Below are 25,033 nucleotides of genomic sequence, written 5' to 3'. Positions count from 1 at the left end.
AACCATTTAAAATAACTCACAATATTCACGACAGAAGAGCAAAATTCTCATGAATTTTACTCCTCTTAATGCCTAATTATCAGACTCGTTCACCATTATCAGCAATTAATTGCTTTAGGCTATTTATGGATAACGGTGATTATCTCTACGTGAATGATAATGTTGTTTTAACTGCCAGTAACGGTCTGCAACTTTTTCACGGCCGCCGATCCTAGCACCGACTAACCATACCATCGCACCGATAAAAATACCGAATAAGGAACCATTAGTGATAAGTTCTGAAAGGCCTAAGTTAACGATATGAGAGAATAAGTTGACACCGATACTCCCGATCATCAACACCATTCCGATTCCCATGAAGACATTACCAAGAAGATGAGCGCTTTTCCGTTTCATATATACCTCCAGTACCAGTAAACTGATAAGCAAGCATGTGTAAATAAATTCGGTCATACTTTATATTTATGTAATGATTATAGTGCATTAAGTAAAATTTTTTGCGATAGACATCACAAGGAAGGAAGTTAGCAAGAATATCTGTACAAAAAGTGCTTTTTATCAAAAAATCAGTAAACCCGAATAGTTTATCTGGCAATTATAATCCCAGTGACTTTATCTATCACAATTTTGTACATCCTGCATCTCACAAGGTAAACTAGGGCATTATTTTCATAACTGATAGTGAAATCACCACCGTGAGCAAAATTAAGTTAATTGTTGGACTTGCCAATCCGGGTGCTGAATATGCACAAACGCGCCATAATGCAGGTGCATGGTATGTTGATTTACTGGCTGAGCGCCATAACCAGCCATTGAAAGAAGAAGCTAAATTTTTTGGTTATACCGCTCGCATTAATATGAACGGTAACGATATTCGCCTGCTAGTTCCAACCACATTTATGAACTTAAGTGGTAAATCTGTTGCCGCTATAGCCAATTTTTATCGCATCAATCTCGATGAAATTTTAGTCGCCCATGATGAGCTCGATTTACCACCTGGTGTGGCTAAAATGAAGTTAGGTGGCAGTAATGGCGGCCATAATGGGCTGAAAGATATTCAAAGTAAATTCGCCAATAACCCAAATTTTTATCGTTTACGCATTGGTATTGGCCATCCGGGTGATAAAAATAAAGTCGTTGGTTTTGTTTTGGGTAAACCGCCTTTATCTGAACAAAAATTAATTGATGATGCAATTGATGAAGCGGCTAGGTGTACAGATATTCTTCTAGCAGATGGTATGGACAAAGCCATCAACCGTCTGCATGGTTTTAAAGCAACCACATAAGAGTTCATTTCATCCGAATCAACTTTTTGTGTATAATCAGCGCCAATTTCTAAACATTGGGTGCAGCGCGTGGCTGCCCCTTGCTATTAAGGTGAGAAACATATGGGTTTTAAATGCGGTATCGTTGGTCTGCCTAACGTGGGTAAATCCACCCTATTTAATGCATTGACCAAAGCCGGCATCGAAGCAGCCAACTTCCCTTTCTGTACGATTGAACCAAACACGGGTGTTGTGCCAATGCCAGACCCACGTCTTGATCAATTAGCTGAGATTGTGAAGCCACAGCGTATTTTACCAACGACTATGGAGTTCGTGGATATTGCGGGCTTAGTGAAAGGTGCATCCAAAGGTGAAGGCCTAGGTAACCAATTTTTAACGAATATCCGTGAAACCGAAGCCATTGGCCATGTCGTTCGTTGTTTTGAAAACGACAATATCATTCACGTTGCAGGCCAAGTTGACCCTGCCGAAGATATTGAAGTGATTAATACGGAATTAGCACTCGCAGACCTTGATACCTGTGAGCGCGCTATCCATCGCGTCCAAAAACGTGCAAAAGGCGGCGACAAAGACGCAAAAGCGGAATTAGAAGCATTAGAAAAATGCCTGCCGCACTTAGAGCAAGCGGGCATGTTACGCACATTAGATTTATCTAGTGAAGATAAAGCAGCGATCCGCTACTTGAGCTTCTTAACATTAAAGCCAACAATGTACATTGCTAACGTTAATGAAGATGGCTTTGAAAATAACCCATTCTTAGATGTGGTTTATAAAATTGCTGCAGCTGAAGGTTCTGTCGTCGTGCCCGTTTGTGCAGCAATCGAGTCTGACATCGCAGAGCTTGAAGATGAAGAGCGTGATGAGTTTATGGCAGATTTAGGCATCGAGGAACCGGGACTGAACCGTGTTATTCGTGCTGGATATGAGCTATTAAACTTACAAACTTACTTTACTGCAGGCGTTAAAGAAGTTCGTGCATGGACTATCCCTGTTGGCGCTACGGCTCCACAAGCTGCAGGTAAGATCCACACAGACTTCGAAAAAGGCTTCATTCGCGCGCAAACTATCGCATTTGATGATTTTATCCAATACCGTGGTGAGCAAGGCGCAAAAGAAGCAGGCAAAATGCGCGCTGAAGGTAAAGATTATATCGTTAAAGACGGCGATGTACTCAACTTCTTGTTTAATGTGTAGCCTATATTTTAGATTTACACCCAACTAAAAAATATCATTAATCAAAAAACAGCATAATATTTAATTTATAAATATAATACTATGCTGTTTTCTCTCCTGTTATATCATAAAAACTCACTATTGGTTCTCCTTCTCTTTCTAAATAAATAGAATCTAGCTTACTTTCATAACAATTTGAATTTACAGGCTAACAAAACCAAGTTAAAAAATATCAGACTAGTGACCGCCCTAAGTCATATCTTAAAATAAAGCATTATGGTAAAAAACGACACATATCCGTACTTGTTTACTACTCTGCAGTAACTCTCTAACTAGATATGAAGTAAGCGAGAAGAGCCCATAACAAAAAATTTGAGCAGATAGAACCCTATAGTGTCTCGGCTATGGAGGTATAAATATTTAGATAAGTAAGGCTATTGATGTAATGAAAAGAAATTACACACCATCTCTGCTAGCTACTATAATGATTTAATTGTATTTTTTTGTAGATTTTTACTCCAAATGAGAGTATTGATTAATCATTTGATTTTATTGATTTTTTTATAAAGTCTTTCATTTTTCAAATTGCATGATCACTCCTTATGTGTGTGTTTTTGATTGAAATCAAGTTATTCTGTTACAATTTAAGAGAATTTATTAAAATTTGTTAATTTCAGATAAAAATACTTTTTTCATGTCAAACCAAGCCTAATAAACTAACAAGCTAACTTCTAAATTTGATTTTAAAAAAATTGTTAAAAACTTTGAATGTTTATAACTTATTGTTAGATAAGTAAAACAACTGAATTGTAAAAAATGTAAATATAAGCTGTTAATTAGACTTGATTCTTTTTAGTGGTTTGATTTAAAAAAATCTACTCATTATAATTGTAAGCACTTAAGGGGAATACATAAGAGTAAAATAAATTATTGAATTATTAAACTGAGACCTTGTTATTAATTATGAGTAAAGTTAATAGAGTCATATCCAAATATGAAACACAAGATAATCTATTTTCTATTTACTGTGGATTAGTTATAAGAAAAATACGCAAAGAGAATGGTATTACAGCTTGTGACCTAGCCAAGAAAGTGAATGTTTCACAGCAACAAATGTCACGTTATGAACGTGGAATAAATAAAATTAGTATTGATATGTTATTTAATTTAAGCGTAGCACTCGAATGTCCATTTGAAAGAGTTATTAAGCTTATTATTGCAGAAGTTCAAAAATCCCCTTCGGATGATGTAATTTCTTTAAGAAATAAGATATCAGCCTCTGATACAATTTATTTTTATTAATCCATTTAAATATATTTATTTAAATATATTTATTTAAATATATTTTATTTAAAAGATGCATATAAATATTTATATGTATACCTATACTTATCGTTTGAGGAAAAAATGAAAAAAATTATTTTAGCAACTATGATTTCTGGTTTAATGAGTGCATCTGCTTTAGCTGTTGATGCAGGGAGTGGTACGGTAACATTTTCTGGTTCTATTATTGACGCACCATGCTCTATTGCTCCCGGTGAAGAGAATCAAGAGGTTCCATTAGGCCAAGTATCTAATGTAACTTTAGATAATGGTGGTGAATCATCAGCGCAGCCGTTCCAGATTAAATTAGAAGGCTGTAACCTGAAAGGTGATAATCAAGTTGCTGTCACTTTCAAAGGAACTGAAGCAGGGAAAAATACAGGCTATTTACAGATTACAGGTGATGCTACTGGTGCCGCAGTGAAGATCATGAACTCATCAGGTACTCAAATTAAAGTTAACTCTAGCGCAAAACAAAATTATGTTGAAGGAAATAATACATTAAAATTCCAAGCATCATTAATTGGACTTCAGCTAGTTGATGCACAAAGCAAAGTTATTCCAGTAACACCAGGAAAATTCCAAGCAGTTACTAACTTTACATTAGCATATAATTAAATAATTTTTTTATAAAATGCTATCTCACCACGAGATTAATAAATCTCGTGGTGTATATTTTAATGGTTATAATATGATAACAAAGAAAAAAGAAACTATTTTGTCATTGTGTTTTTTCTTACTATTACCCTTTTTTAAATGTGCTTTTGAAAAGAGTTCAATGGATTTGATAATGCAAGGTAGCATTATGGATACAGCGTGTAGTATTGATACCGGTTCTTATGAACAATCCATTGATATGGGGATATTACCACTGTCATTAATACAGCAAGAAGGGCAAGGACAGGCACAGGATTTTTTTATTACATTAATTGGTTGCAGGCTAACATCTTATACAGGCGAACTTTGGAAAACATTTGAAGTTTCATTTGATGGGCCTGTTAATGGGGATTTTTTTTCGGTATCGGGTTCTGCACAAGGGATAGCATTATTATTAACTGAATCGAATGGAGAATATATTTACCCAGGAAAAAAAACATTACCGAAAAGTATAAAACCCGGGAAATATATTTTGAATTATCAGTTAAAAGTTGTTTCAAATGACACACCGTTACGTGCTGGACAGTATCAGACATCAATCCGTTTTAAACTGGATTATTACTAAATAATAAATAAATTATTGCTATATTTTAGGAATATTTTTATGTCTTCGTTACCTATTTACACACCAAAATTAAAATTGTTAAGTATTCTTATTGGGTTAACAGTCAGTTGTGTGACTTTAACGACCAATGCGAATAATTATATTGAATTCAATACTGATGTTTTAGATTTAGAAGACAAAAATAACATTGATTTAAACCAATTCTCTCGCGCCGGTTATATTATGCCCGGGGTTTATAATTTCACTTTAAAAATTAATAATGAACAAATATCTGATATTAACATCCCCTATTATTCTGGTGAGCATGATCCTGAAGATAGCCAGCCTTGTTTATCTCCTGAAATAGTTAAGCTGCTAGGGCTTACTTCAGAGTCGCAAAAAAAATTAACATGGTGGCATGAAGGGCAATGCCTTAGTGAGGATAGCTTGCCAGGATTACTACTGCGCGGTGATTTAGCTACGTCATCTTTATATGTCAGTATTCCTCAAGCATACCTAGAATACACATCAGAAAACTGGGATCCCCCTTCTCGCTGGGACAATGGAATATCAGCCTTGCTTATTGATTATAATGTAAATGCTAATTCCACCAATTCCTATAACGGAGGAGCGAATTCATCTTCAGTGAATAGTAATGGCGTCGCTGGTATCAATTTAGGTGCTTGGCGGTTTCGAGCGGATTGGCAAAGTCGTTATAACCATACAACAGGAAGCCAAGGACGTGATCAATCTGATTTCACATGGGATCGTTTTTATGCCTACCGAGCTCTATCTGAATTAAAGGCTAAACTCGTACTGGGTGAAGACTATTTGTCCTCAAATATTTTTGATGGTTTTAGATTTATCGGTGCCAGTTTACAATCTGAATTAAGCATGATGCCACCAAACTTACGTGGATATGCCCCTGAAATAACAGGAATAGCACAAAGTAATGCTACAGTGACAGTCATGCAGCAAGGACGGATATTATATGAAACTCAAGTTGCGCCAGGCCCTTTTCGTATCCAAAATTTAAGTGACGCCATAACCGGAACGCTAAATGTTGCCATAAAAGAGCAAGATGGTTCTATTCAAGAATTTCAAGTTGATACTGCAAACTTGCCATATCTAACAAGACCTGGACAAGTTCAATATAAATTTGCACTAGGTCAGCCAACGAATATTGATCGCCAAAGTGAAGGGGAAAATTTCATTACAGGTGAATTTTCTTGGGGTATAAGCAATGGTTGGTCTTTAATTGGCGGTAGTTTAAATAGCCAAAATTATAATGCGTTATCAATGGGATTTGGGCGAGATTTGCTCGCATTCGGTGCTCTTTCATTTGATATTACTCAGTCTATTGCCCGTTTACCCGGTGAAGGAACATTAAGTGGGAGCTCATACCGAATAAACTATTCTAAACGATTTGAAGAATTCGATAGCCAAATACAGTTCGCTGGTTATCGTTTTTCAGAACGAAGTTATATGAGTATGAGTGAATTCTTAAATACCCAAAAAACAGGATTACGTAATTATGGGAGTAAAGAGCTATACACCATATCAGTCAATAACGGCGTTTTTCAAGGTAGTTGTCGCCTGAGCTGTTAAGCAGCTTCTTTTTTGTTCTCTGGGTTTAATTTCACATCACCGATTTCCTCCCAGTTTCTAATACCCTTTGACCAGCGGTTAGGGTTCTTTTTTTGCGCTTTGGTATATAGCTCATGGCGTCTTGCCAATATCGCTTTATCTTCACCATTATGGCGTTGCGCTGGTGTCACGAATTTGATGCGACTATGCCTGTGCTCAGTGTTGTACCATTGAGCGAAGCCTTTCATCCAAGCTCTTGCATCTTCAAGGCTTTTAAAGCCTTCGCTTGGCCAGCGGTGACTGTATTTGACCGTGCGGAACAATGATTCTGAGTACGGATTATCATTGCTGACACCGGGGCGGCTACGAGAGCCAATGACACCCATATCAAGCATTTTGGCTTGCATCGTCAAACATTTCATCGGGCTACCGTTATCTGAATGCAATACCACGTCTTTTTTAACGCATTTCTCAGACCAGAGCGTGCGCTCAAGCAATTGGGCAGCATGTTCACCTGATTCACTGTCATGAACTTCCCACCCGACAACCTTACGGCTGAAGATGTCGATTATCATGTAGAGGTAGAAGAACCGACCAATGACCGTTGACGGGCAGTAACTAATATCCCAAGTCCACACTTGGTTTGGCGCTGTCGCTGTGTACCCCTTAGGTTTAGCTCGGCTACCTTTAGGTTTTGCTTTACCTCGATGGGCTAGCTGGTCATTGGCTTTCAACACACGATAAAAGCTCGATTCAGACGCGAGATATTGCCCGTTATCTGCCAGCATTGGCACTATCTGACTTGGCCCTAAATTGGCGTATTCTTCTTGGTTACAGGTAGCTAATATCGCTTGCTGCTCTTCCTCAGTGAGCTTGTTACTCGGTTCTGGCCTATCAGCTGTAGGTCTTTTGTCACCACTGATTTCACCGCTTTCCTGCCAGCGTTGTAATGTGCGTACAGACATACCAACTTCTTCACAGGCTTTCTCTTTTCTAGCACCTGAGCCGACTGCTTCATCAATCAGAGATGCGTAATGCTGCCTATCTGTGAGTGAGGTTAATTGTCCTCGTCTTCCCCCCAGTAGGCATTTAACTTTTTTCTGAGCACCAACAACGCTGCCGTTTCAGCAAGCGCAGCATCTTTGCGCTTTAACTCTCTTTCTAACTCTTTAATCCGCTTACGATCATCCTTTCGCTCTTGGGTTAATTGCTTACGTTGCTGGGCTTTAGTTTGATTGCCTGCAATGCAGCTTCGCTTCCATTCTTTAACTTGCTCAGGGTAAAGCCCTTTTTCACGGCAATACTCACTTAACTCAATTTCGCTCAATGCTGCTGTTTCTAAAACAATTGAGAACTTTTGCTCTGGTGACCAACCATCTGAACTATTGCTATCAGCCAAACTAGAACCTGCTTTTAAATACTTATCTCGCCATGAATACAAAGTAGATAAGTTGATACTTTCTAGCTTTGCGAATTGGCGTAATGATAAGCCACTTTCAACCAGCTTTCTAATGATGGCTTTCTTATGATCTTCAGGATAATGCTTCACTAATATCTAACTTACCGCTCCCTGTTATATTTTTATGAAAAACTGAGGCGACAACTATCCTGACACAGGGGGATAAAAACTTCCAGGATATAGGATTATCATTATATTTAAATTATAACCATCAGACGTATTGGGACAAAAAAGATAATGACTATTACAGTTTAATGCTGTCCAAATATATGGATATTGGCCCAATAAAAAACATGAGTATTAGTTTATCTGCAAATCGCAGTTTTTATAACGGTGTGACAGATGATAGCGCTTATGTATCACTATCTTTCCCACTAAGTAACGGGGCGAATGTCGGTTATTCGATGAATACAAGCCGCTATGATACGACCAATCGTGTTTCTTATTATGACAGATTGGATGATAGAACAAATTATCAAGTCAGTGCGGGCGCAAATCGAAAAGGAGGAACTGCAAGTGCTTTTATTTCACATCAAGGAGATAGCGCTCGCTGGTCAGCAAATGCGAATCATGTAAATAACCAATATAGTGCTTTTGGTCTTTCCACTTCTGGTGGTTTGACTTTGACAGGAAAAGGTATTGTTGCCCATAGAATAAATAATCTTGGTGGAGCTCGTATATTAGTTGATACTGATAATGTTTCAAATATTACAATTCGCGGTATTGGCGTTCCTGTTGAATCAAACCGATTTGGGAAAGCAGTTATTTCAGATGTCAGTAGTTACTATCGAAATAAAGCACAGATTGATTTAAATAAACTGCCTGATGACATTGACGCCCAACAATCCGTTATTCAAGCAACATTGACTGAAGGTGCCATTGGATATCGCTCATTTTCAGTTATTTCAGGTCAAAAAGTTATGGCTGTTATCGTACTTACTGATGGTGCTCATCCACCATTAGGGGCCCAAGTAACAAACCATAAAAAGCAAAATGTCGGGATTGTAGGCGATTTAGGTAACACTTATATTAGTGGTGTTCATCCTTCAGAAACAATGAATATAACATGGGGTAAAAATATGTCATGTGAAATAACTTTTCCTTCTGAATTAATGAATCGAGAAGTTCAAGACAATTTATTACTTCCTTGTAACTAGGTAGTAAAAAACAAATAATTATTTAATTTAAATAGATGAAATTAATGTATAAAGGTAATAACCAAGTGAATATCAAAAAAATATTAACAAATGTTTTTTTAGGGTCATTAGCCCTAAGTGGTTTTTCAGAGGCTGCAGTTTCATTAGATAGAACAAGAGTTATCTTTGATGGAGAGAACAAGTCAATCTCTTTAAATATTAACAATAATAATAAGCAACTTCCTTATCTTGCTCAAGGTTGGATTGAAAATGAAGAAAGTAAAAAAATAACATCACCATTGATTGTATTACCACCGGTTCAACGATTAGAACCAGGGAAATCTAGCCAAATGAAAATTGAATCTTTACCTGATATAAAAAATTTACCTCAGGATAGAGAATCATTATTTTATTTTAATATGCGAGAGATCCCACCGAAGAGTGATAAACCAAATACTTTACAGATTGCATTACAAACAAAAATAAAATTATTTTACCGTCCAGAAGCAATTGCACCACAGCAAAACAGTGCACCATGGCAAGAAAAAATGCAGCTTGAGAGAAAAGGAAGTGTTGTTTTTGTTAAAAACCCAACACCTTATTATATCACAATAATCAATGCAGGGGCTCATGAAAATACAGATGCAAAAGAATTTACTCCAATTATGATTGCACCCTTTAGTGAAATCAATATTGGAATGACAAATGAGCAACTAGGTAACACCCCCGTAATTACTTATATTAATGACTATGGTGGTCGTCCAAAATTAGCCTTTGATTGTAAAAATACAATCTGCTCTGTTACTAAAAAAGATCATTATATAAATAGCAAAGGAATATAAAGCTAAATGAGGACATATTTATGAGCTTAAGAATATACCACTGGCTACGTTCAAAACATGTGGTCATTTCACTTTGCTTAGCCACAGTATTGCCAGCAACTGCTGGCAATACTAATCTGTTTAGGCCTACAGATGGTTGGGAGGTTGATGGACAGCATGGAGTCATTCATGTTTCAGGTTCTTTAACTGAAAATCCATGCGAATTAGCCATGAAATCTACTAACCAATCAATCTCACTAGGAAATATATCATTCAGTGATTTAAATTCTTCTGAGCAAGTGATACAGCCTATTCCATTCCAAATTGAGTTGTTAAATTGCCTGCAAGTTCAAAGTGAGCTTCAAAATTTCCAAACTGGAAAAACGGTATGGAGTAGCACACAGCCTGCGGTCAAAGTTAAATTTTTAGCAGTAAATGAACCTGAATATTCGAATATTATTCGAGTCAATGGAGCATACGGCTTTGGGTTGCAAGTAGCAAATTCAGAAGGGAAAATATTACCAATAGGTAAAGAAAGTAACCCCACGTTAATTGCATCAGGCCAAAATAACTTAACTTATTATGTCTCAGCTATCAGAACGTCCGGCCCACTCATACCTGGTGCTTTTTCTGCATTAATTGCTTTTGAAATGTTATATGATTAACGTCATAGCATCGCAATAATAATTTATAAAAATTGATAGGTAATAGCGTAATGCTAAAAAATAAAAACATTTATCTTATAAAAATATTGATGCTAACTTTACTATTCATAATTAATAGTAAAGCTAATGCAAGCCCATTAAATCCTAACAGTATATATACAACAAGTATAAAGCATCCACTAATTAGTGATGCATACAATGTTATACCAAAAACGTTAGGTCCTTATTTTTTGTATATTCCAGATGAGATCAAAAACAGCACAAATACTGAGTGTAATATTACAGTTATTGCAACTGGTCGCTCATCGACAGGCTCTATACAATCTATGGCAACACCAGATATTACTCTACTATCTGGGTTTAGTAGTATATATAATCTAGGTGTAGTTAAATACTATTCAGTCACACGAAACACACCTAAGCACTGTAGTGAGGTGCTACCTGATTTTGGCGTGAAATTTGGGCAGTTTAATGTTAGATATATCAATTTCTTCGATTATTCTGCATCTGCAACAGGTTATGCCGATACCTGTTTACAAATAATTGTGAATGACAAAACTGTAGGAACAACCTGTTCAGTTAATGTCCCTGAAATCCCTGTATTGCCTTCTTGCAATGTATCTATGCCATTAACTATATCTCATGGTAATGTCAATTCAAATAATATAAATGGAAATATTGCAAAAATTGACGGAAGTATATCATGCACTGGCGATATGAGCGCCACATTCCAATTTTTACCTGAAAATAAAATTGATTTATTACATGGTGTAGAAAGCCAATTAGATGTATGTGTCTCAGGAAAATGTATGTCAAATAATTTAGTTCAAACTGAGATTAAAAAAAATACTAACTTACCATTCTCCATTAGCTCAACTCTATCTGCATTGGGAAATCCTGAGCCAGGTTCGAGGGTTGGAAATGCTATTCTATCTGTTGTAATTAATTAATAAAAATAAATTATTTAATTTATTGATTGGAGTATAAATAATTATGATATTCTTAATTCAAATAATAAAAGAAAGATTACTTTTACTATTTGCAATACTCACGAACACACTAATTATTTTTTTTAGTGGATTTTGTATTGCAGAAACCTATACATTAACAATTAAGGTAGATGTTATTGAAAGCACTTGTGATGTATATGGTGAAAATGGCCCTGGACAACCTATTGAGGTCTCATTTGGTGAAATAAATCTAAATAAGTTTACCAGTGAACGCTATACAAAAAATATTGACTATCATTTGGATTGCGGAAATAAATCATCCAGTAATCCAAATCTTAAATTAAAGCTTGAAAGCTCTAGTGCTGGCTTTAATACTGATTTAGTTGAAACATCCAACCCTAATTTAGGTCTAAAAATTCAAGCAGATAATACACTTTTATTACCTAATGAATACCGTAATTTCACTTATCAAACACAGCCAGTATTAACTGCGACACCCGTATTTCATGAAGGAAAAGAAATTGAACTAGGCTTATTTAAGGCTACTGGAATATTAAAAGTTGAATATCAGTAATAGTTTATTTAATTTTAACAAAAAAATGCTGCTTTATTTGATAGATTTAATTAAATGAACATACCCTTGAATACAAAATAAATCATTAAATATAAAGATGTTATAAATCAATAAAATAAAAATAATGGTTTACTGTATAACACATAACCTAACATTAGTTCGCTCTAAGTACCATAAGTGTATTTAAACAGCATAAAGTTCAGGCGGTTGCCTTGGTTTTATGCTGTTTTTCCTATGTTGACCCATCACAAGGCTAATTTTCGTTCCTATCTTCTATAATCATTGCTGCTGCGCGTTCTGCAATCATGATCGTTGGTGCATTGGTGTTTCCACTTGGAATTTCAGGCATCACAGAACAGTCCACTACACGTAAATTATCAATACCATGCACTCGTAGCCGTAAGTCAGTCACTGACGTTGTGGTATCCGTTCCCATACGGCAAGTTCCCACAGGATGGTAAACCGTTTTACAAAAATTTCGGACAAACTCTTCAAGTTGAGCTTCATCATGACGTACAGAAGCGGGCGGCATTAAAACCTCTTTGCTTACTGCTTGTAATGAAGCGGAATCCAATACTTCCAGACCAAATTTAACTGCACGCTTGCAGCCTTCCATGTCTTCTGGTGATGCAAGGTAATTAGCGTGAATTTTTAGCGGTGCTTGTGGGTCTGTGCTGCGTAATAAAATTTCACCACGAAACTTAGGTTGTAAATACCCGACCTTTAAAGAAAAACCGTGGGTAGCGGGCAGTGGCTCACCAGGAACATCATCCCAACTATCTAAAATAGGTAAAAAGTGAATTTGTACATCAGGGCGACCTTGATTGCAGCTATCTTTAAATGCAGCACCTTCTAGAACATTAGATGCGAGTAATCCGCTGCGAAATGCCATCCACTCTACCCCATGTTTAATCGCATTTAAGCCTTGGTCCGCACCGAATAAACTTATTGGCTGCTTAGTCGTGACGTTAATTGACATATGTAGGTGGTCATGAAAATTTTTGCCAACAGGTAGATTCATATGTGTATGGATCCCCAACGAAGACAAGTGCTCTTCAGGCCCGATCCCTGATAGCATCAATAATTTTGCAGAGCCCATCGCACCAGAACAGACCAATACTTCGCAACTGGCGAATGCCTCAACTTCATGGCCATTTTTCCCTTGATAGGCAACACCAATCGCGCGGCCATCACGAATGATTATACGGTTCACTTGAGTGCCAAGCTTTAATGTCAATTTGTCACTCTTTTCCACTGATTTTAAATAGGTTTTCGACGTACTGGCTCTTTCTCCATTATGCGTTGTGGTTTGGTAAAAGCTTGTTCCTTGCTGGCTTTCTCCGTTAAGGTCATTGACATAAGGAAGGCCATGCTCTTGTGCTGCACGAATAAATGCCATTGATAATGGGTGCCGATATCTGTTTTCACTAACCGGAAGTGGGCCTTCTGTCCCATGGTATTCCCCTGTTAAGCTTTCATTATTCTCTGCTTTTTTAAACCATGGCAATACATCCGAGTATCCCCAACCTTCACATCCATAATTTAGAGCCCAATTATCATAATCTTGTTTTTGGCCTCGAATGTAGATCATTCCGTTGACAGAGCTGCTTCCCCCCAGCACTTTGCCTTGAGCAATTTGCATTTTACGGTTATTAGCGTGAGGCTCTGGCTCAGTTTCATAAGGCCAGCTTTTTTGGGCGATAATTTTCGCTACACCTGCTGGCATACGAATAAACAAATGGTTATCGCTACCACCCGCTTCGATAAGTAATACTCTAGATTGCGTCTCTTGGATCAACCGAGCAGCCAGAACACAACCAGCAGAACCTGCACCGACAATAATATAGTCATATTTTACTGCGCTCATTTGTCACCCCGCCAAATAAAACAAACAATTCATTTTCATTTATTTAACAATAGCGCCTTTAATTTATTAATGTATGAATAATATTTTGTATATGTGATTTAAATCAAAAATAATTTCTTATGTAATTATTTTTGAACTTTAATAATCTTTGTTTATTAAAGAAAAGTTTAAATCCAAATCAACACTTAAACCCTACCCACATTTCATTAATAAATGAATGTTTATCATTGAGCAAGCAAAGGTTGCAAGATAATCGATGAATGCTATAGTAACCGTTAATTTACATTCTATCGGCTTGAGGACGACCTCAAGTACGTATCAGCAACAGGGACGGCCCTTTCTTCTTAAGGAAAAATATTATGGGGCACTTCCGTTTCAATAGTCCGCTCATCCCATTAACGACTTGGGCTCGGTTAATTGGCTCTTGGTTAGTCGTCATTTTCTTTATCTTAAGTGGCGAAACATTACTTAATGACAGCCTTTCAGCATTTAGTGCAACTTGGGTTTTTCTACTGTTGTTCATTACAATACTAACCGCTTCCTTCGGTGTTGTTAAAGAAGCTGACCATCTTGCTGAACAATTGGGTGAACCATACGGAACACTGATCCTGACTTTATCGATTGTCTTAATTGAAGTAATTCTTATTGCTTCAGTCCTACTAGGACCTGGTGATTTTCCAACCATTGGGCGTGATTCAATATTCGCAGTGATGATGATTATCATGAACCTCGTCGTAGGTATCTGCTTACTCGCAGGTTCAGCTAGAAATGGTGAACAAGAATATAATACGCAAGGTGCGAACAGTTATCTTTCAATGATCGTATTACTGACAGGTTTAGCGTTAATACTACCAAATTACACCTCTAGCCAAGGGGAGTACTCCTATACGCAAGCCATTGGTATTTCGGGTATTACTATACTCATCTATGGGGCTTTTTTGTGGATGCAAATGCGAGGCCATCGCCGGTTTTTTATTCAGCCTCCTAAAGGGCTGATGAATGTCCCAGAACAATTCGTTTCAACTAACCATGTTTTAGCAGACAATAATGTCGAAAATAAAGATAACCACTCTGAGTCAAACAAAAAATCCATTATCATTCGCTCTTGTGTATTAGTTGGGCTGATACTCCCTATTGTGTTACTTGCGCATTACTTAGCTATCGTAACTGATTACGGAATTGAGGCTTTAGGAGCACCAGCAGCAGTCGGTGGTGTCCTGATCGCGATTATCGTATTTACGCCTGAATCGATCACAGCTGTAAAAGCGGCAATGAATAATGAAATGCAACGAGCGATAAACCTTTGCCAAGGTGCATTTGTCTCAACGGTGGGTTTGACTGTGCCAGCAGTATTAATTATCGGCATTATTACTGGTAAACAAGTCATCATGGGGGTTTCTAGCGCAGAAATTGTTTTATTCGCAATCACCATGTTACTGACTATGCTTTCATTTAATGGCCAGAGAACATCCCCCATCCAAGGCTGGATGCACCTTGCCACCTTTGCTGTGTTTGGGCTTATTCTATTTTATCCGTAATGACTGACAAAAAGTGAAGGCTTCATAAGAAAATACCTGATTGGTATCAAATTTTATGCAAGCCTTACTCATACTTCCCTTATTCTTAACATATCCAAAGCCAAATCATGCCATGCTTGTGCACGACGGCTTTGGTGGTGATTTTTTACTGTCGCTAAAGCAATGTCGTAAGCCAGTATTGGCTCAATAACGGGAATAACGGACAACCCCACTGAGCTGGTGTTTTTCCACATACTATCTGGAAGTAGCGTTATCCCTACCCCAGCTCTTACCATAGCGGTCACCAAATCTAAATGGCTACTGCGCCCAGAAATAGTGGGTTTTTTACCATAAATACCACAAGCACTGACAACAAGTTCATTAATTAGAAAATCATCAGAAAAGAAAATAAAAGGCTCATCGACTATTTCACTAAATTTAACAAATTCACGTATTGATAGTGGATGTTGGTTACTAACCAAGAGCATTAATCGGTCCGTTGAAAAAGGGTGTACTTCAAAGCGCTCATCTGCAAAAGGTAACATCACAGCGGCAGTTTCAACGTCGCCATTTAACATTGCCTCACGCATTTTTCGCGTACCCAATTCAAGAATTTTCAGTTCCACCTGTGGATAACGTTGGCTAAAAGCCATAATAATATCAGCAAAATAGGTCGATGCTATCACGGGTGGTAACCCCACGGGTAGCACCCCAGATATAGGACCAGACCTTTCCAGTAACGCTTTTTTCATATTCCCAAATTGAGAAAGGATTTGCTTCGCATAAGCCAATAAAATATCCCCCTCCTCTGTTAACTTAACGCCATCGACTTCCCTAGTCAGTAACGTATAGCCAAGCTCATCTTCTAGTTTTTTAATACTGCGGCTAATCGCTGGTTGCGTTACAAATAAACTTTCTGCCGCACGGCTAAAACCATTGAGCTGCACAACTTCAACAAAATAACGTAATGAACGAATGTCCATTTCGCCCCCTATAATTTTTAGTTATAGATAGAATGAGTTTAAGTGATTTCCTTTAAAGCATAATAAACGATAAAAATAATTCAACTTAGAATTATTGGCTATGCAATTATTGGAGATCAGCATGATAAACAAGACTGTTATCGAATACGTATTAGATAGACTTTACCAAATCGGTATTCACGATATTTTTGGTGTTGCTGGTGACTACGCATTCCCGATTGAAGATGCCGTATGTGAAAGTGAAAATATGCGCTGGATTGGCAACTGCAATGAACTCAATGCCTCATATGCTGCGGATGGCTATGCCCGCGTGAAAGGTGCAGCAGCATTATCAACGACTTTTGGTGTCGGCGAACTCAGTGCTTTAAATGGTATTGCAGGCGCTTATGCCGAGCATCTTCCCCTTTTTCATCTTGTTGGCATGCCAGCAAGTGGAGTTCAAAAAAACCACCGTTTAGTTCACCACACCCTAGGAAATGGTGACTTTGATGTGTTTTATCAAATGAGCCAACATTTAAGCTGTGCTCACGCTATTTTAACGCCTGAAAACTGTATTGCCGAAACAGAACGTTTAATTACGACCGCTTTACAAGGATCTCGACCGGTTTATTTAGGTTTCCCTTCTGACTACGCTATCATGCCAATTAAAACAGACAAAACACCTGAAACTATCACTATAAATAAAAGTCATAGCGAGTCATTATCAGCTGCCGTTACAGCTATTGTCGAAAAGCTCACATCGAGTACAAAAGCCTGTATTATTCCTGGGATTTTAACCGCACGCTTCGGCTTAGCCGCTGATGTTCAAGCGATTATTGAAAAAACGGGCCTACCTTACGCCACTATGTTTATGGATAAAGGGGTAGTAAGCGAATCTAACTCTCAATATATGGGGATTTATAACGGCAAACTGATGAATCCAGAGGTTAGGGAGTACGTCGAAAGCTGTGACTGTGTCATGGGTATTGGCGCGGTATTAACAGACTTCAACTCCGGCAGCTTCACCGCAAATATTAACCCTGAAAGCTGTATTAACATTCTTTCTGACCATGTGAAAGTGGGTTCCGCTATCTACCCGAATGTATTGATGAAAGATGTGTTAGATAAATTAAAAGAATTTGCGCCCTCACTTAACCATGTTGGGCTCAAAGCTCAAGGATTAGGATCCCCTCAGCAAGGTGAAAATGGCCAAATTACCGCCTCATATTTGTACCCTCGCCTAGAAAAAATGTTCCGTCAGGACGATATTATTGTTGCAGAGACTGGGACTGCCTCCATGGGGTTAGGTTTTGCTTTATTACCTGAAAATGCACAATTTCATAACCAAACATTGTGGGGTTCTATCGGCTGGGCCACCCCCGCGGCCTTTGGTGCAGCAATTGCAGAGCCACAGAAGCGAGTTATTTTAGTGACTGGAGAAGGTTCTCACCAACTCACTGCCCAAGAGATTAGCCAGTTTGCCCGCTTTGGCTTAAAACCCATTATTTTTGTCCTGAATAATGATGGCTATTTAATTGAGCGACTTTTGTGTAAAAACCCTGAAGCCTATTATAACGACTTACCCCAATGGAATTATGCCCAACTCCCTGCAGCATTAGGCTGCAAAGATTGGTATTGTCAGCGTGTTACCCATTGCGATGAATTAGACAATGCAATTAAACAGGCCGAACTATCAAAGCATGCGGCCTATATTGAAGTGGTCATGGATAGATATGCGGCATCAGAGCTTGCTGAAAAACTTGGAAAATCAGTCGCATCTTTATATTCATTTTAAATTGACAGATTATGGCAGCCATCGCGCTGCCAATGTCTTTATGATCCAAATGCCAGCCCCACATCGTCTCGTGATTGATGCAATATTTTTGAGACAATTAATGCTAATTCAAGTAATTCATTACATTTAGCATAGTTTTTAGTGGCAATTTGCTCACGAAAAAATGCAAACTCATAGACCATATGGCTGATAGCTGCATCCCGAGATACGCTGGATATTTCCCCGCCAATACAAACCTCAACTGACTGACAAAGGCTTGGGGCTCCCTTGATACATATATACCCTTTGGTACCTTGAATAATAAAGTAACCGGGGCTTGCCGAATCTTTCGCCCCCACACACGATGCAACTGAACGCCCAAAATAGGCCGTTAATACCCCTGATGTATCAATTCCATTAAACCCTTTATTACAAATATAGTGGCTATTATCGGGTGCTCCCATCAAGGCAGATAATAAATAAATGTTATAAAGATTAATGTCATAGAGTGCACCGCCGGCTTGCAGTGGGTCAAATGCAGCATGAACTCGGCCTTGCAAATAATCATTATATCGACTTGAATATTGGGAATAATTACCGTGAATCACTTTGATTTCACCGATTTTACCAATATGTTGTCTGATAAAGTGAAATTCAGGGGTATGAATAGACGTAATGGCTTCAAACAAAAAAAGCCCTCTAGTCTGTGAAATGGAAATTAACACCTGCAACTGTTGCCAATTTGGTGTAAACGGTTTTTCGCATACCACATGTTTGTCAGCCATTAATGCATCGAAGGTATACTGATAATGCAAATGGTTTGGCAAACCTATGTATATCACCTCAACATCAGGGTCTTGTAACAATTTTTGGTAGTCAGTATACAACTTTGCTATACCAAATTGTTGGCAAATAGCCTGTCCCTTTTCAATACTTTCCGCCCGAACACACAGTGCGACTAGCTCTATCCCCTGCACCTGTATTAAGGCATCGAGAGCCGACATAATTATTTTCCCGGAACCGACCAGCGCTAGTTTCATCTCTGTTATCCGTTAAGAAAAGTGAATTTCATTCTGCCATAAGGCTCATTATTAAAGAAATACCTTCGTTGCTTTTTTGATAACCACTGCCATTTCCGAATTTTGCCCTTAAAAATTTAATAAAAATGACGCATTTTTTCGCTGGAGGTTCTTTTCATTATTGCTGGCGTACTTATCAATTTCATCAGGTAAACCAAATAACCGCTATGAATGACAATTAGTCACCCATTTACAATCATTTCTATTCACGTTGTCATCAAAATGCTCTTATTTTAAAACTTCCATAACCAATTGTTTTATATTGATAATATTTTAATTTTATTTTTATAACTGAAAAATACCTTTTTAAAACCCTAACTCACATCACAATTTATTAACAACTCTCTTGAATCATTTTTTATTATTCTCCATGCTAATTTTATTAAATAAACCAATGGTTTACTGTATAAACCGGTCGAGGTTGATATGAAAGAGAATATTGTCACTGCCGTTGATGATGCTTTACAGTTATTGATGCTATTAGGTGAAAAAAACAATCTTGGGTTAAGTGAACTTGCACGCTTATCTGGCATGAATAAATCCAAGGTATACCGCTTATTATGCACACTAGAAAATCGCCATTTCGTACAAAAAAACGAAAATCCGGTTACTTATCATTTAGGCCATCAATTATTAAGCTTGGGGAATTGCGCTCGCCAGCAAATTAACTATATCCAAGTTGCAGAAGTTGAAGCAGAGCAACTACGTCAACGTTTTGATGAAAACATTCAAATGCGTATACGTGACAACGATGAGATTTTACAAGTTCTTCATAAGCCATCAGGGCAATCACTTCAAGTGCGCAGTGAAGCTGGAAATCGCCGGCCGTTAGGTTCTGGGGCTTCAGGCAGAGTGCTATTGGCTTACTCACCTAAAGATGTTCAAGCACATTTTATTGAAAAGAACCCCTCTATTGAAAAATCTATTGTAACCATACGCTCACAAGGTTTTGCAATTACCCGAGGTGAACTAACCGCAGGTATTGGTGCGATTGCCGCGCCTATCTTTTCACAACATGGGGAATGTATTGCTTCACTGAGCATTAGCTTACCTCTAAGCCGTTTTTCTGATGAAAAAGAACAAGAAATGACTGAACAACTGCTTCTGTCTGCTTTACGTATATCGAGGCAGCTCGGTTACGACTCATAATTAATTACAATAAAAGAGACAACGCCATGCAACCAACAAACAGCACAATACAAGCCCCATCTTCACCACCTAGCTGGCAAATGAACCCGGTTTTAGTAATGTTAACTATTGTTATCATTGCTTTTTTAATGACTTATTTTGTTAATTCAGGCCAATATGAGCGCGATGGTAAGAAAGTCATTCCGGGCTCTTACCAAACTATCACTAAAGACATCAAGTTAGCGCAATTATTAGGCACTGAGAAATCGGAGGAAGGTACTGCCGCTCCCGTCAGTTTGCCTCAACTGTTTAAAGCGATCCCTGAAGGAATTGTTAAACAATCACCACTTATATACATGGTGTTATTTATCGGAGGAATGTTTGGTATTCTCAATAAAACAGGGGCAATAGAGTCAGGGCTAGAGCGGTTGCTCCATGTTACCCGAGGCAATATCTACCTGTTAATTCCTTTCTTAATGATTGTATTTTCCATGGGAAGTACCTTTATGGGGTTAGCCAAAGAGTATCTTTTGGTTATTCCCATGGTTATTGCCTTAGTGAAACGCGTTGGATTGAATGAACTTATTGGGCTTGCCATTGTAGCCATTGCGGTTAAGGTCGGATACCTCGCCTCTATCACCAACCCGTATGCACTTTCTATCGCACAACCGCTTGTTGGTTTACCCGTTTTTAGTGGTTTAAGTATGCGAATTGCGGCGTACCTTATTTTTATTACACTCGGTATTTTATTCGTTTTCTATAGCATTCGTAAAACGACACTCACAAACTATGTGGCTGAAGAACATAATCAAACCACACCATTAACCTATCGCCATAAACTTATGTTAATTATCTTAGCCATCGGTGTTGCATTTTTAGTCTATGCCTCTAATCGTTGGCATTGGAAAAATAATGATTTATCTGCCTACTATTTATTCTTAAGTGTCATTTTAACTTTTTGTAGTGGTTTGACCGCAAGTGCCGCCGCTAACGCATTTGTCAGTGGAATGAAAAAAGTCCTCATCGCAGGGGTGTTAATTGGGTTGGCGACTGCTGTCGAAATTATTCTTTCTCAAGGTAAAATTCTCGATACCATAATTCATCAATTAGTTGGGCTTGTCGGTGATCACGGACCTTATGTTTCATCATATAGCATGTTTATCTCCCAACTATTATTAGACATTGCCATTCCCTCTACTTCTGGGCAAGCCGCTGTCACAATGCCAATCCTAGGCCCCGTTGGTGAAATTTCTGGTGTTTCCCCCCAAACAACGGTTTTTGCATTTTTAATGGGTAATGGGCTAACCAATATGATCACACCAACATCGAGTGGGTTATTGATTTTTTTAGCTACAGCCGGTGTCAGTTGGACCACCTGGGCAAAATACATTTTACCGCTTTTTATCATTTTTATGGCAGTCAGCATTGGTTTACTGAGCGTCGCCGTTACCATAGGGTATTAGTAAGATGGATATGAAGAATTACCGAATAGAAATGCGTGATGGAATAATGCTATCAACAGATGTTTACTTTCCACTAACTCAATCAACTGCATCTTTTCCCGTGATTATAGAGCGAACACCCTATGATAAAACCGCACCTTCTCGTTCGGAAAAAATGGTATCTGGCCAGCAAATAACACGCCAAGAAATGGCAAAATACTTCAGTAAACATGGTTTTATTGTTGTGTATCAGGATTGCCGCGGGCGCTATGGGTCCGAAGGAAAGTTCACAAAATATATTAATGAAGCTGAAGATGGTTTTGATACATTACAATGGATTATGGAACAACCCTGGTGTAATGGCAAAATAGGCTCAATGGGTCTCTCTTATGCCGCTCATACACAATTAGCAATGGCGTGTTTAAATCCACCAGGTTTACAGACGATGGTGCTGGATTCTGGCGGTTTTGCCAACGCCTACCAATGTGGGATACGTCAAGGGGGTGCTTTTGAACTTAAACAAGCCACTTGGGCATTTAAACAAGCTAAACTAAGCCCGCTAGCTCAGCAGTCTCCCGACATTTTAGCCGCACTCGAACAAGAAAATATCCATGAATGGTTTACGACAATGCCATGGTATCAAGGGCAAACATTGCTCAAACATGTTCCTGAATATGAATCATATTTATTTGAACAATGGGAAGAAGAGTGTTTTTCCGATTATTGGAAAAAAATAGGTATTTATGCCGAAGGCTATTATGACCAAATACCTGATATCCCAGTGTTATTTATGTCTAGCTGGTACGATGCCTATGTCAGTTCAACATTAGATAACTACTATGCATTTGTTACCAAAAAACAATCACCGCAAAAGTTAATTATGGGGCCTTGGCTACATGGCGACCGTAATATCACGCACAGTGGTGACGCAGAGTTCGGAGATATCGCAGCATTTGATCACAATGTTAGTGAAAGTTGGTTATCTTGCCGTTTAAACTGGTTTGAAACTCACTTAAAAGGTGAAAATGCAAAAAAACATCATGAAGAAGTAACAATATTCATGATGGGTGGTGGAAGTGGTAAACGCAACCAACAAGGGCGTATAGAACATGGGGGAGAATGGCTTAGCCACCATCAATGGCCTTTGCCAAATACTGAAAAAACCATGTATTATCTGTGGCCAAATAACAAATTACATCATCAGCCCTATGCTAAAACAGCCACAATATCCTATTGTTATGACCCTAGGCACCCAGTGCCTACCATTGGTGGTGCTTTAACTTCAGGTCAACCTATATTTTGGGGTGGGGCTTTTAATCAATGTGAATTACCAAATTTTTTTGGTAGTAAGCAAAATAACCTACCCCTTTCTGCCCGCAGTGATGTATTAGTATTCGAAACCGAAGAATTACAAGCAGATGTCTGTTTAGCAGGTGAAATTGAAGTGTCGCTTTGGATAAGCAGTGATGCATTAGATACAGATTTCACCGCAAAACTTATTGATGTTTACCCTCCCAGTGCCGATTACCCTCAAGGCTATGCCATGAATATTACTGATGGCATCATTCGTTGTCGTTTTCGGCATGGTTATGAACAGAAGGAATTATTAACCCCAAATGAAATTGTCGAAGTAAAAATTAAGCCCTTTGCCTGTGCAAACCGTTTCGCAAAAGGACATCGTATCCGATTAGATATTTCTAGTAGCAATTTCCCTAAATATGACTTCAATACAAATACAGGTAAAACTATCGCGGGTGATAGAACGTGGAAAATAGCTTGTAATAGCCTACATATTTCTAGCGAATACCCGTCAAAAATCATTTTGCCTGTGCTCAACGAAACCTAAAAAAATATAATTAACCCACAAACTATATGCCCGTTGCCCGCTTTAACTGCCAACACCACTAAAGCGGGCTATATAAGAAGAAATTTATTCCGCTTGAACCCAAAATACACCATCCCCCTCTAGGGCAGTAAAAGTCTGGTGTAAATAATCGCTATCAGCCTGTGGGTCAAGGTCTGCAAACAACTCTGGGTGGATAAATTTTGCAATCGCTTCCACCGCAATAATGTTAAATGGCGTATCATAATATTGCTGGTATAACGCCAATACCTGCTTATTTTTATAAGCAGATAATGAACGAAATTTAGGGCGTTCCATTAGCTTATTCAATCGGGCCAAGGACTTTTGTTTATCCCCTGTATAACCTAACGGCACAGAAGCACTACCTTTACGGGTACTATCCCAATCAGCTGCAGTCATCAAGTAATAATCAGGGTTGCTGTGAATCAATTGTTCTTCACTGATTTCCCCACCCATTCCAATACTGAACCATTGGGAACCAAGGTTATTTCCGCCTGCAGTTTCAACAAATTCGCCAAAATTACCATTGCCGAACGTTTTGCAGCAATAATCTTCCCCTTGGATACCAGCTGCTCGTTCAATAAATACGCTTGGGCGCTGCTCTTTGCTAAGTTTAGCCACTCTTGAACGGATTAAGTCTAACTTTTGTTGATAAAACTGATTAAATGCTTGTGCTTGTTGTTCCTCACCAAATACTTGGCCAAGTAATGTCATACTCGGCATAGTATTTTTCAATGGGTATTGCCTAAAGTCGATAAAAACAACGGGTAAACCACTTTTTTCCAATAACGATAAGGTGCCACTTTCAGCAAGCTTACTTTTTAAACCAATATCAAAAATTAACAAATCAGGCTGGGCAACTAAGGCTTTTTCAACACTAAAATCTGTCGTATAAGGGTTGGGAAAAACAGGTATTTGACTGAGTTGTGGAAATTTTTTGCTGTACGCAACACTCAAATCAGGCGCTTTTTTAATTAACGCATCATCCCAAGCAATAATCCCTTTTAATGGGTCTTGCGGATGTAATATATTCAACGCAACTAAAACTCGGCTGTCCGCCAGCATCACTCGAGATACAGGGGCATTAACCGTCACATCCCTACCCGCAATATCCGTCACAGTAATAGATGCCGCTAGGCTATTAGTTGAAAATAGTAGGCTAACAGCACTAAGAATCAGTACAAATGTATTGATAAGTTTTCTCATCATTATTCTTATACCTTGT

The 25,033-nt window shown here is 38.2% G+C and carries 22 protein-coding genes; 16 read left to right on the top strand and 6 right to left on the bottom strand.

The genetic code is table 11. The features are described 5' to 3' along the window. Nucleotides 1–123 precede the first annotated feature (123 nt). Nucleotides 124–396: a stress-induced protein YchH gene (gene ychH / locus CYG50_RS07195; RefSeq protein ID WP_102140448.1), complete on the bottom strand. Its 273-nt coding sequence runs from the start codon at nucleotides 394–396 to the stop codon at nucleotides 124–126. A gap of 299 nt (nucleotides 397–695) precedes the next feature. Between ychH and pth the strand changes: the two genes are divergently transcribed. The 6 genes from pth (at nucleotide 696) to CYG50_RS07165 (ending at nucleotide 6,591) form a co-directional block, all read left to right on the top strand. Beyond that, on the top strand, nucleotides 696–1,286 hold the full coding sequence (gene pth, locus CYG50_RS07190) for an aminoacyl-tRNA hydrolase (protein ID WP_102140447.1): 591 nt from the start codon (nucleotides 696–698) through the stop codon (nucleotides 1,284–1,286). 102 nt (nucleotides 1,287–1,388) lie between these two features. Continuing rightward, entirely contained in the window at nucleotides 1,389–2,480 is a 1,092-nt protein-coding gene (ychF, locus tag CYG50_RS07185) for a redox-regulated ATPase YchF (RefSeq protein WP_102140446.1), read from the top strand. 942 nt (nucleotides 2,481–3,422) lie between these two features. After that, on the top strand, nucleotides 3,423–3,761 hold the full coding sequence (locus CYG50_RS07180; protein WP_102140445.1) for a helix-turn-helix domain-containing protein: 339 nt from the start codon (nucleotides 3,423–3,425) through the stop codon (nucleotides 3,759–3,761). 105 nt (nucleotides 3,762–3,866) lie between these two features. After that, complete coding sequence (locus CYG50_RS07175; RefSeq protein ID WP_102140444.1) at nucleotides 3,867–4,400, top strand: fimbrial protein; 534 nt, start codon at nucleotides 3,867–3,869, stop codon at nucleotides 4,398–4,400. A 172-nt stretch (nucleotides 4,401–4,572) separates the two neighbouring features. Beyond that, nucleotides 4,573–5,004 carry a fimbrial protein gene (locus CYG50_RS07170; RefSeq protein ID WP_229597578.1) on the top strand — a complete coding sequence of 144 codons (432 nt, stop codon included), beginning with the start codon at nucleotides 4,573–4,575 and terminating at the stop codon, nucleotides 5,002–5,004. Nucleotides 5,005–5,043: 39 nt separating this feature from the next. Beyond that, nucleotides 5,044–6,591, top strand: a complete 1,548-nt coding sequence (locus tag CYG50_RS07165) for a fimbria/pilus outer membrane usher protein (protein ID WP_238706829.1) — start codon at nucleotides 5,044–5,046, stop codon at nucleotides 6,589–6,591. On the opposite strand, the gene CYG50_RS07160 is transcribed toward CYG50_RS07165, so the two are convergent. Then, a protein-coding gene (locus tag CYG50_RS07160; RefSeq protein ID WP_374189495.1) for an IS3 family transposase occupies nucleotides 6,588–8,119 on the bottom strand; the annotation gives its coding sequence in 2 pieces (ribosomal slippage) (nucleotides 6,588–7,657 and nucleotides 7,657–8,119; 1,533 coding nt in all). The two genes, CYG50_RS07165 and CYG50_RS07160, sit on opposite strands and share 4 nt — an antisense overlap. 56 nt (nucleotides 8,120–8,175) lie before the next feature. On the opposite strand from CYG50_RS07160, the gene CYG50_RS07155 reads away from it, so the two are divergent. Genes CYG50_RS07155 through CYG50_RS07135 form a run of 5 tightly spaced genes read left to right on the top strand, consistent with a single transcriptional unit; the run spans nucleotide 8,176 to nucleotide 12,175 of the window. Continuing rightward, nucleotides 8,176–9,186 carry a fimbria/pilus outer membrane usher protein gene (locus tag CYG50_RS07155; RefSeq protein ID WP_311136311.1) on the top strand — a complete coding sequence of 337 codons (1,011 nt, stop codon included), beginning with the start codon at nucleotides 8,176–8,178 and terminating at the stop codon, nucleotides 9,184–9,186. Between the two features lie 44 nt (nucleotides 9,187–9,230). After that, nucleotides 9,231–10,007 carry a fimbria/pilus periplasmic chaperone gene (locus CYG50_RS07150; protein ID WP_102139712.1) on the top strand — a complete coding sequence of 259 codons (777 nt, stop codon included), beginning with the start codon at nucleotides 9,231–9,233 and terminating at the stop codon, nucleotides 10,005–10,007. A gap of 20 nt (nucleotides 10,008–10,027) precedes the next feature. Beyond that, entirely contained in the window at nucleotides 10,028–10,651 is a 624-nt protein-coding gene (locus CYG50_RS07145) for a fimbrial protein (RefSeq protein WP_102139635.1), read from the top strand. A 50-nt stretch (nucleotides 10,652–10,701) separates the two neighbouring features. Continuing rightward, nucleotides 10,702–11,601: an MrpH family fimbial adhesin gene (locus CYG50_RS07140; protein WP_102139636.1), complete on the top strand. Its 900-nt coding sequence runs from the start codon at nucleotides 10,702–10,704 to the stop codon at nucleotides 11,599–11,601. 43 nt (nucleotides 11,602–11,644) lie between these two features. After that, nucleotides 11,645–12,175, top strand: a complete 531-nt coding sequence (locus tag CYG50_RS07135) for a fimbrial protein (protein WP_102139637.1) — start codon at nucleotides 11,645–11,647, stop codon at nucleotides 12,173–12,175. Nucleotides 12,176–12,428: 253 nt separating this feature from the next. On the opposite strand, the gene CYG50_RS07130 is transcribed toward CYG50_RS07135, so the two are convergent. Next, on the bottom strand, nucleotides 12,429–14,042 hold the full coding sequence (locus CYG50_RS07130) for a GMC family oxidoreductase (RefSeq protein WP_102139638.1): 1,614 nt from the start codon (nucleotides 14,040–14,042) through the stop codon (nucleotides 12,429–12,431). Nucleotides 14,043–14,401: 359 nt separating this feature from the next. On the opposite strand from CYG50_RS07130, the gene CYG50_RS07125 reads away from it, so the two are divergent. Continuing rightward, nucleotides 14,402–15,580 (top strand): calcium:cation antiporter, encoded by a 1,179-nt coding sequence (locus CYG50_RS07125; RefSeq protein ID WP_102139639.1) that lies wholly within the window; start codon nucleotides 14,402–14,404, stop codon nucleotides 15,578–15,580. A 68-nt stretch (nucleotides 15,581–15,648) separates the two neighbouring features. Here the strand turns inward: CYG50_RS07125 and CYG50_RS07120 are convergent, their stop codons facing one another. Next, nucleotides 15,649–16,542 carry a LysR family transcriptional regulator gene (locus CYG50_RS07120; RefSeq protein ID WP_102139640.1) on the bottom strand — a complete coding sequence of 298 codons (894 nt, stop codon included), beginning with the start codon at nucleotides 16,540–16,542 and terminating at the stop codon, nucleotides 15,649–15,651. A gap of 124 nt (nucleotides 16,543–16,666) precedes the next feature. Between CYG50_RS07120 and CYG50_RS07115 the strand changes: the two genes are divergently transcribed. Next, the gene (locus tag CYG50_RS07115; protein WP_102139713.1) at nucleotides 16,667–18,316 is read left to right on the top strand and encodes an alpha-keto acid decarboxylase family protein; all 1,650 of its coding nucleotides are present in this window, start codon (nucleotides 16,667–16,669) and stop codon (nucleotides 18,314–18,316) included. 38 nt (nucleotides 18,317–18,354) lie between these two features. Here CYG50_RS07115 and CYG50_RS07110 read toward each other — a convergent pair whose 3' ends face one another. After that, nucleotides 18,355–19,335, bottom strand: a complete 981-nt coding sequence (locus CYG50_RS07110; RefSeq protein ID WP_102139641.1) for a Gfo/Idh/MocA family protein — start codon at nucleotides 19,333–19,335, stop codon at nucleotides 18,355–18,357. 465 nt (nucleotides 19,336–19,800) lie between these two features. Between CYG50_RS07110 and CYG50_RS07105 the strand changes: the two genes are divergently transcribed. Genes CYG50_RS07105 through CYG50_RS07095 form a run of 3 tightly spaced genes read left to right on the top strand, consistent with a single transcriptional unit; the run spans nucleotide 19,801 to nucleotide 23,790 of the window. Next, nucleotides 19,801–20,523 carry an IclR family transcriptional regulator gene (locus CYG50_RS07105; protein WP_102139642.1) on the top strand — a complete coding sequence of 241 codons (723 nt, stop codon included), beginning with the start codon at nucleotides 19,801–19,803 and terminating at the stop codon, nucleotides 20,521–20,523. A gap of 26 nt (nucleotides 20,524–20,549) precedes the next feature. After that, the gene (locus tag CYG50_RS07100) at nucleotides 20,550–21,965 is read left to right on the top strand and encodes a YfcC family protein (protein ID WP_231068356.1); all 1,416 of its coding nucleotides are present in this window, start codon (nucleotides 20,550–20,552) and stop codon (nucleotides 21,963–21,965) included. A 4-nt stretch (nucleotides 21,966–21,969) separates the two neighbouring features. Then, on the top strand, nucleotides 21,970–23,790 hold the full coding sequence (locus CYG50_RS07095) for a CocE/NonD family hydrolase (RefSeq protein ID WP_181489835.1): 1,821 nt from the start codon (nucleotides 21,970–21,972) through the stop codon (nucleotides 23,788–23,790). 84 nt (nucleotides 23,791–23,874) lie between these two features. On the opposite strand, the gene CYG50_RS07090 is transcribed toward CYG50_RS07095, so the two are convergent. Further along, nucleotides 23,875–25,017, bottom strand: a complete 1,143-nt coding sequence (locus CYG50_RS07090) for an ABC transporter substrate-binding protein (protein ID WP_102139643.1) — start codon at nucleotides 25,015–25,017, stop codon at nucleotides 23,875–23,877. Between the last annotated feature and the right edge of the window lie 16 nt (nucleotides 25,018–25,033).

Origin of the sequence: Providencia huaxiensis, assembly GCF_002843235.3 — a bacterium.
Lineage (GTDB): Bacteria > Pseudomonadota > Gammaproteobacteria > Enterobacterales > Enterobacteriaceae > Providencia > Providencia huaxiensis.
Note: the sequence above shows the minus strand (reverse complement) of the source record. Positions and strands in the feature narration are given on the sequence as shown.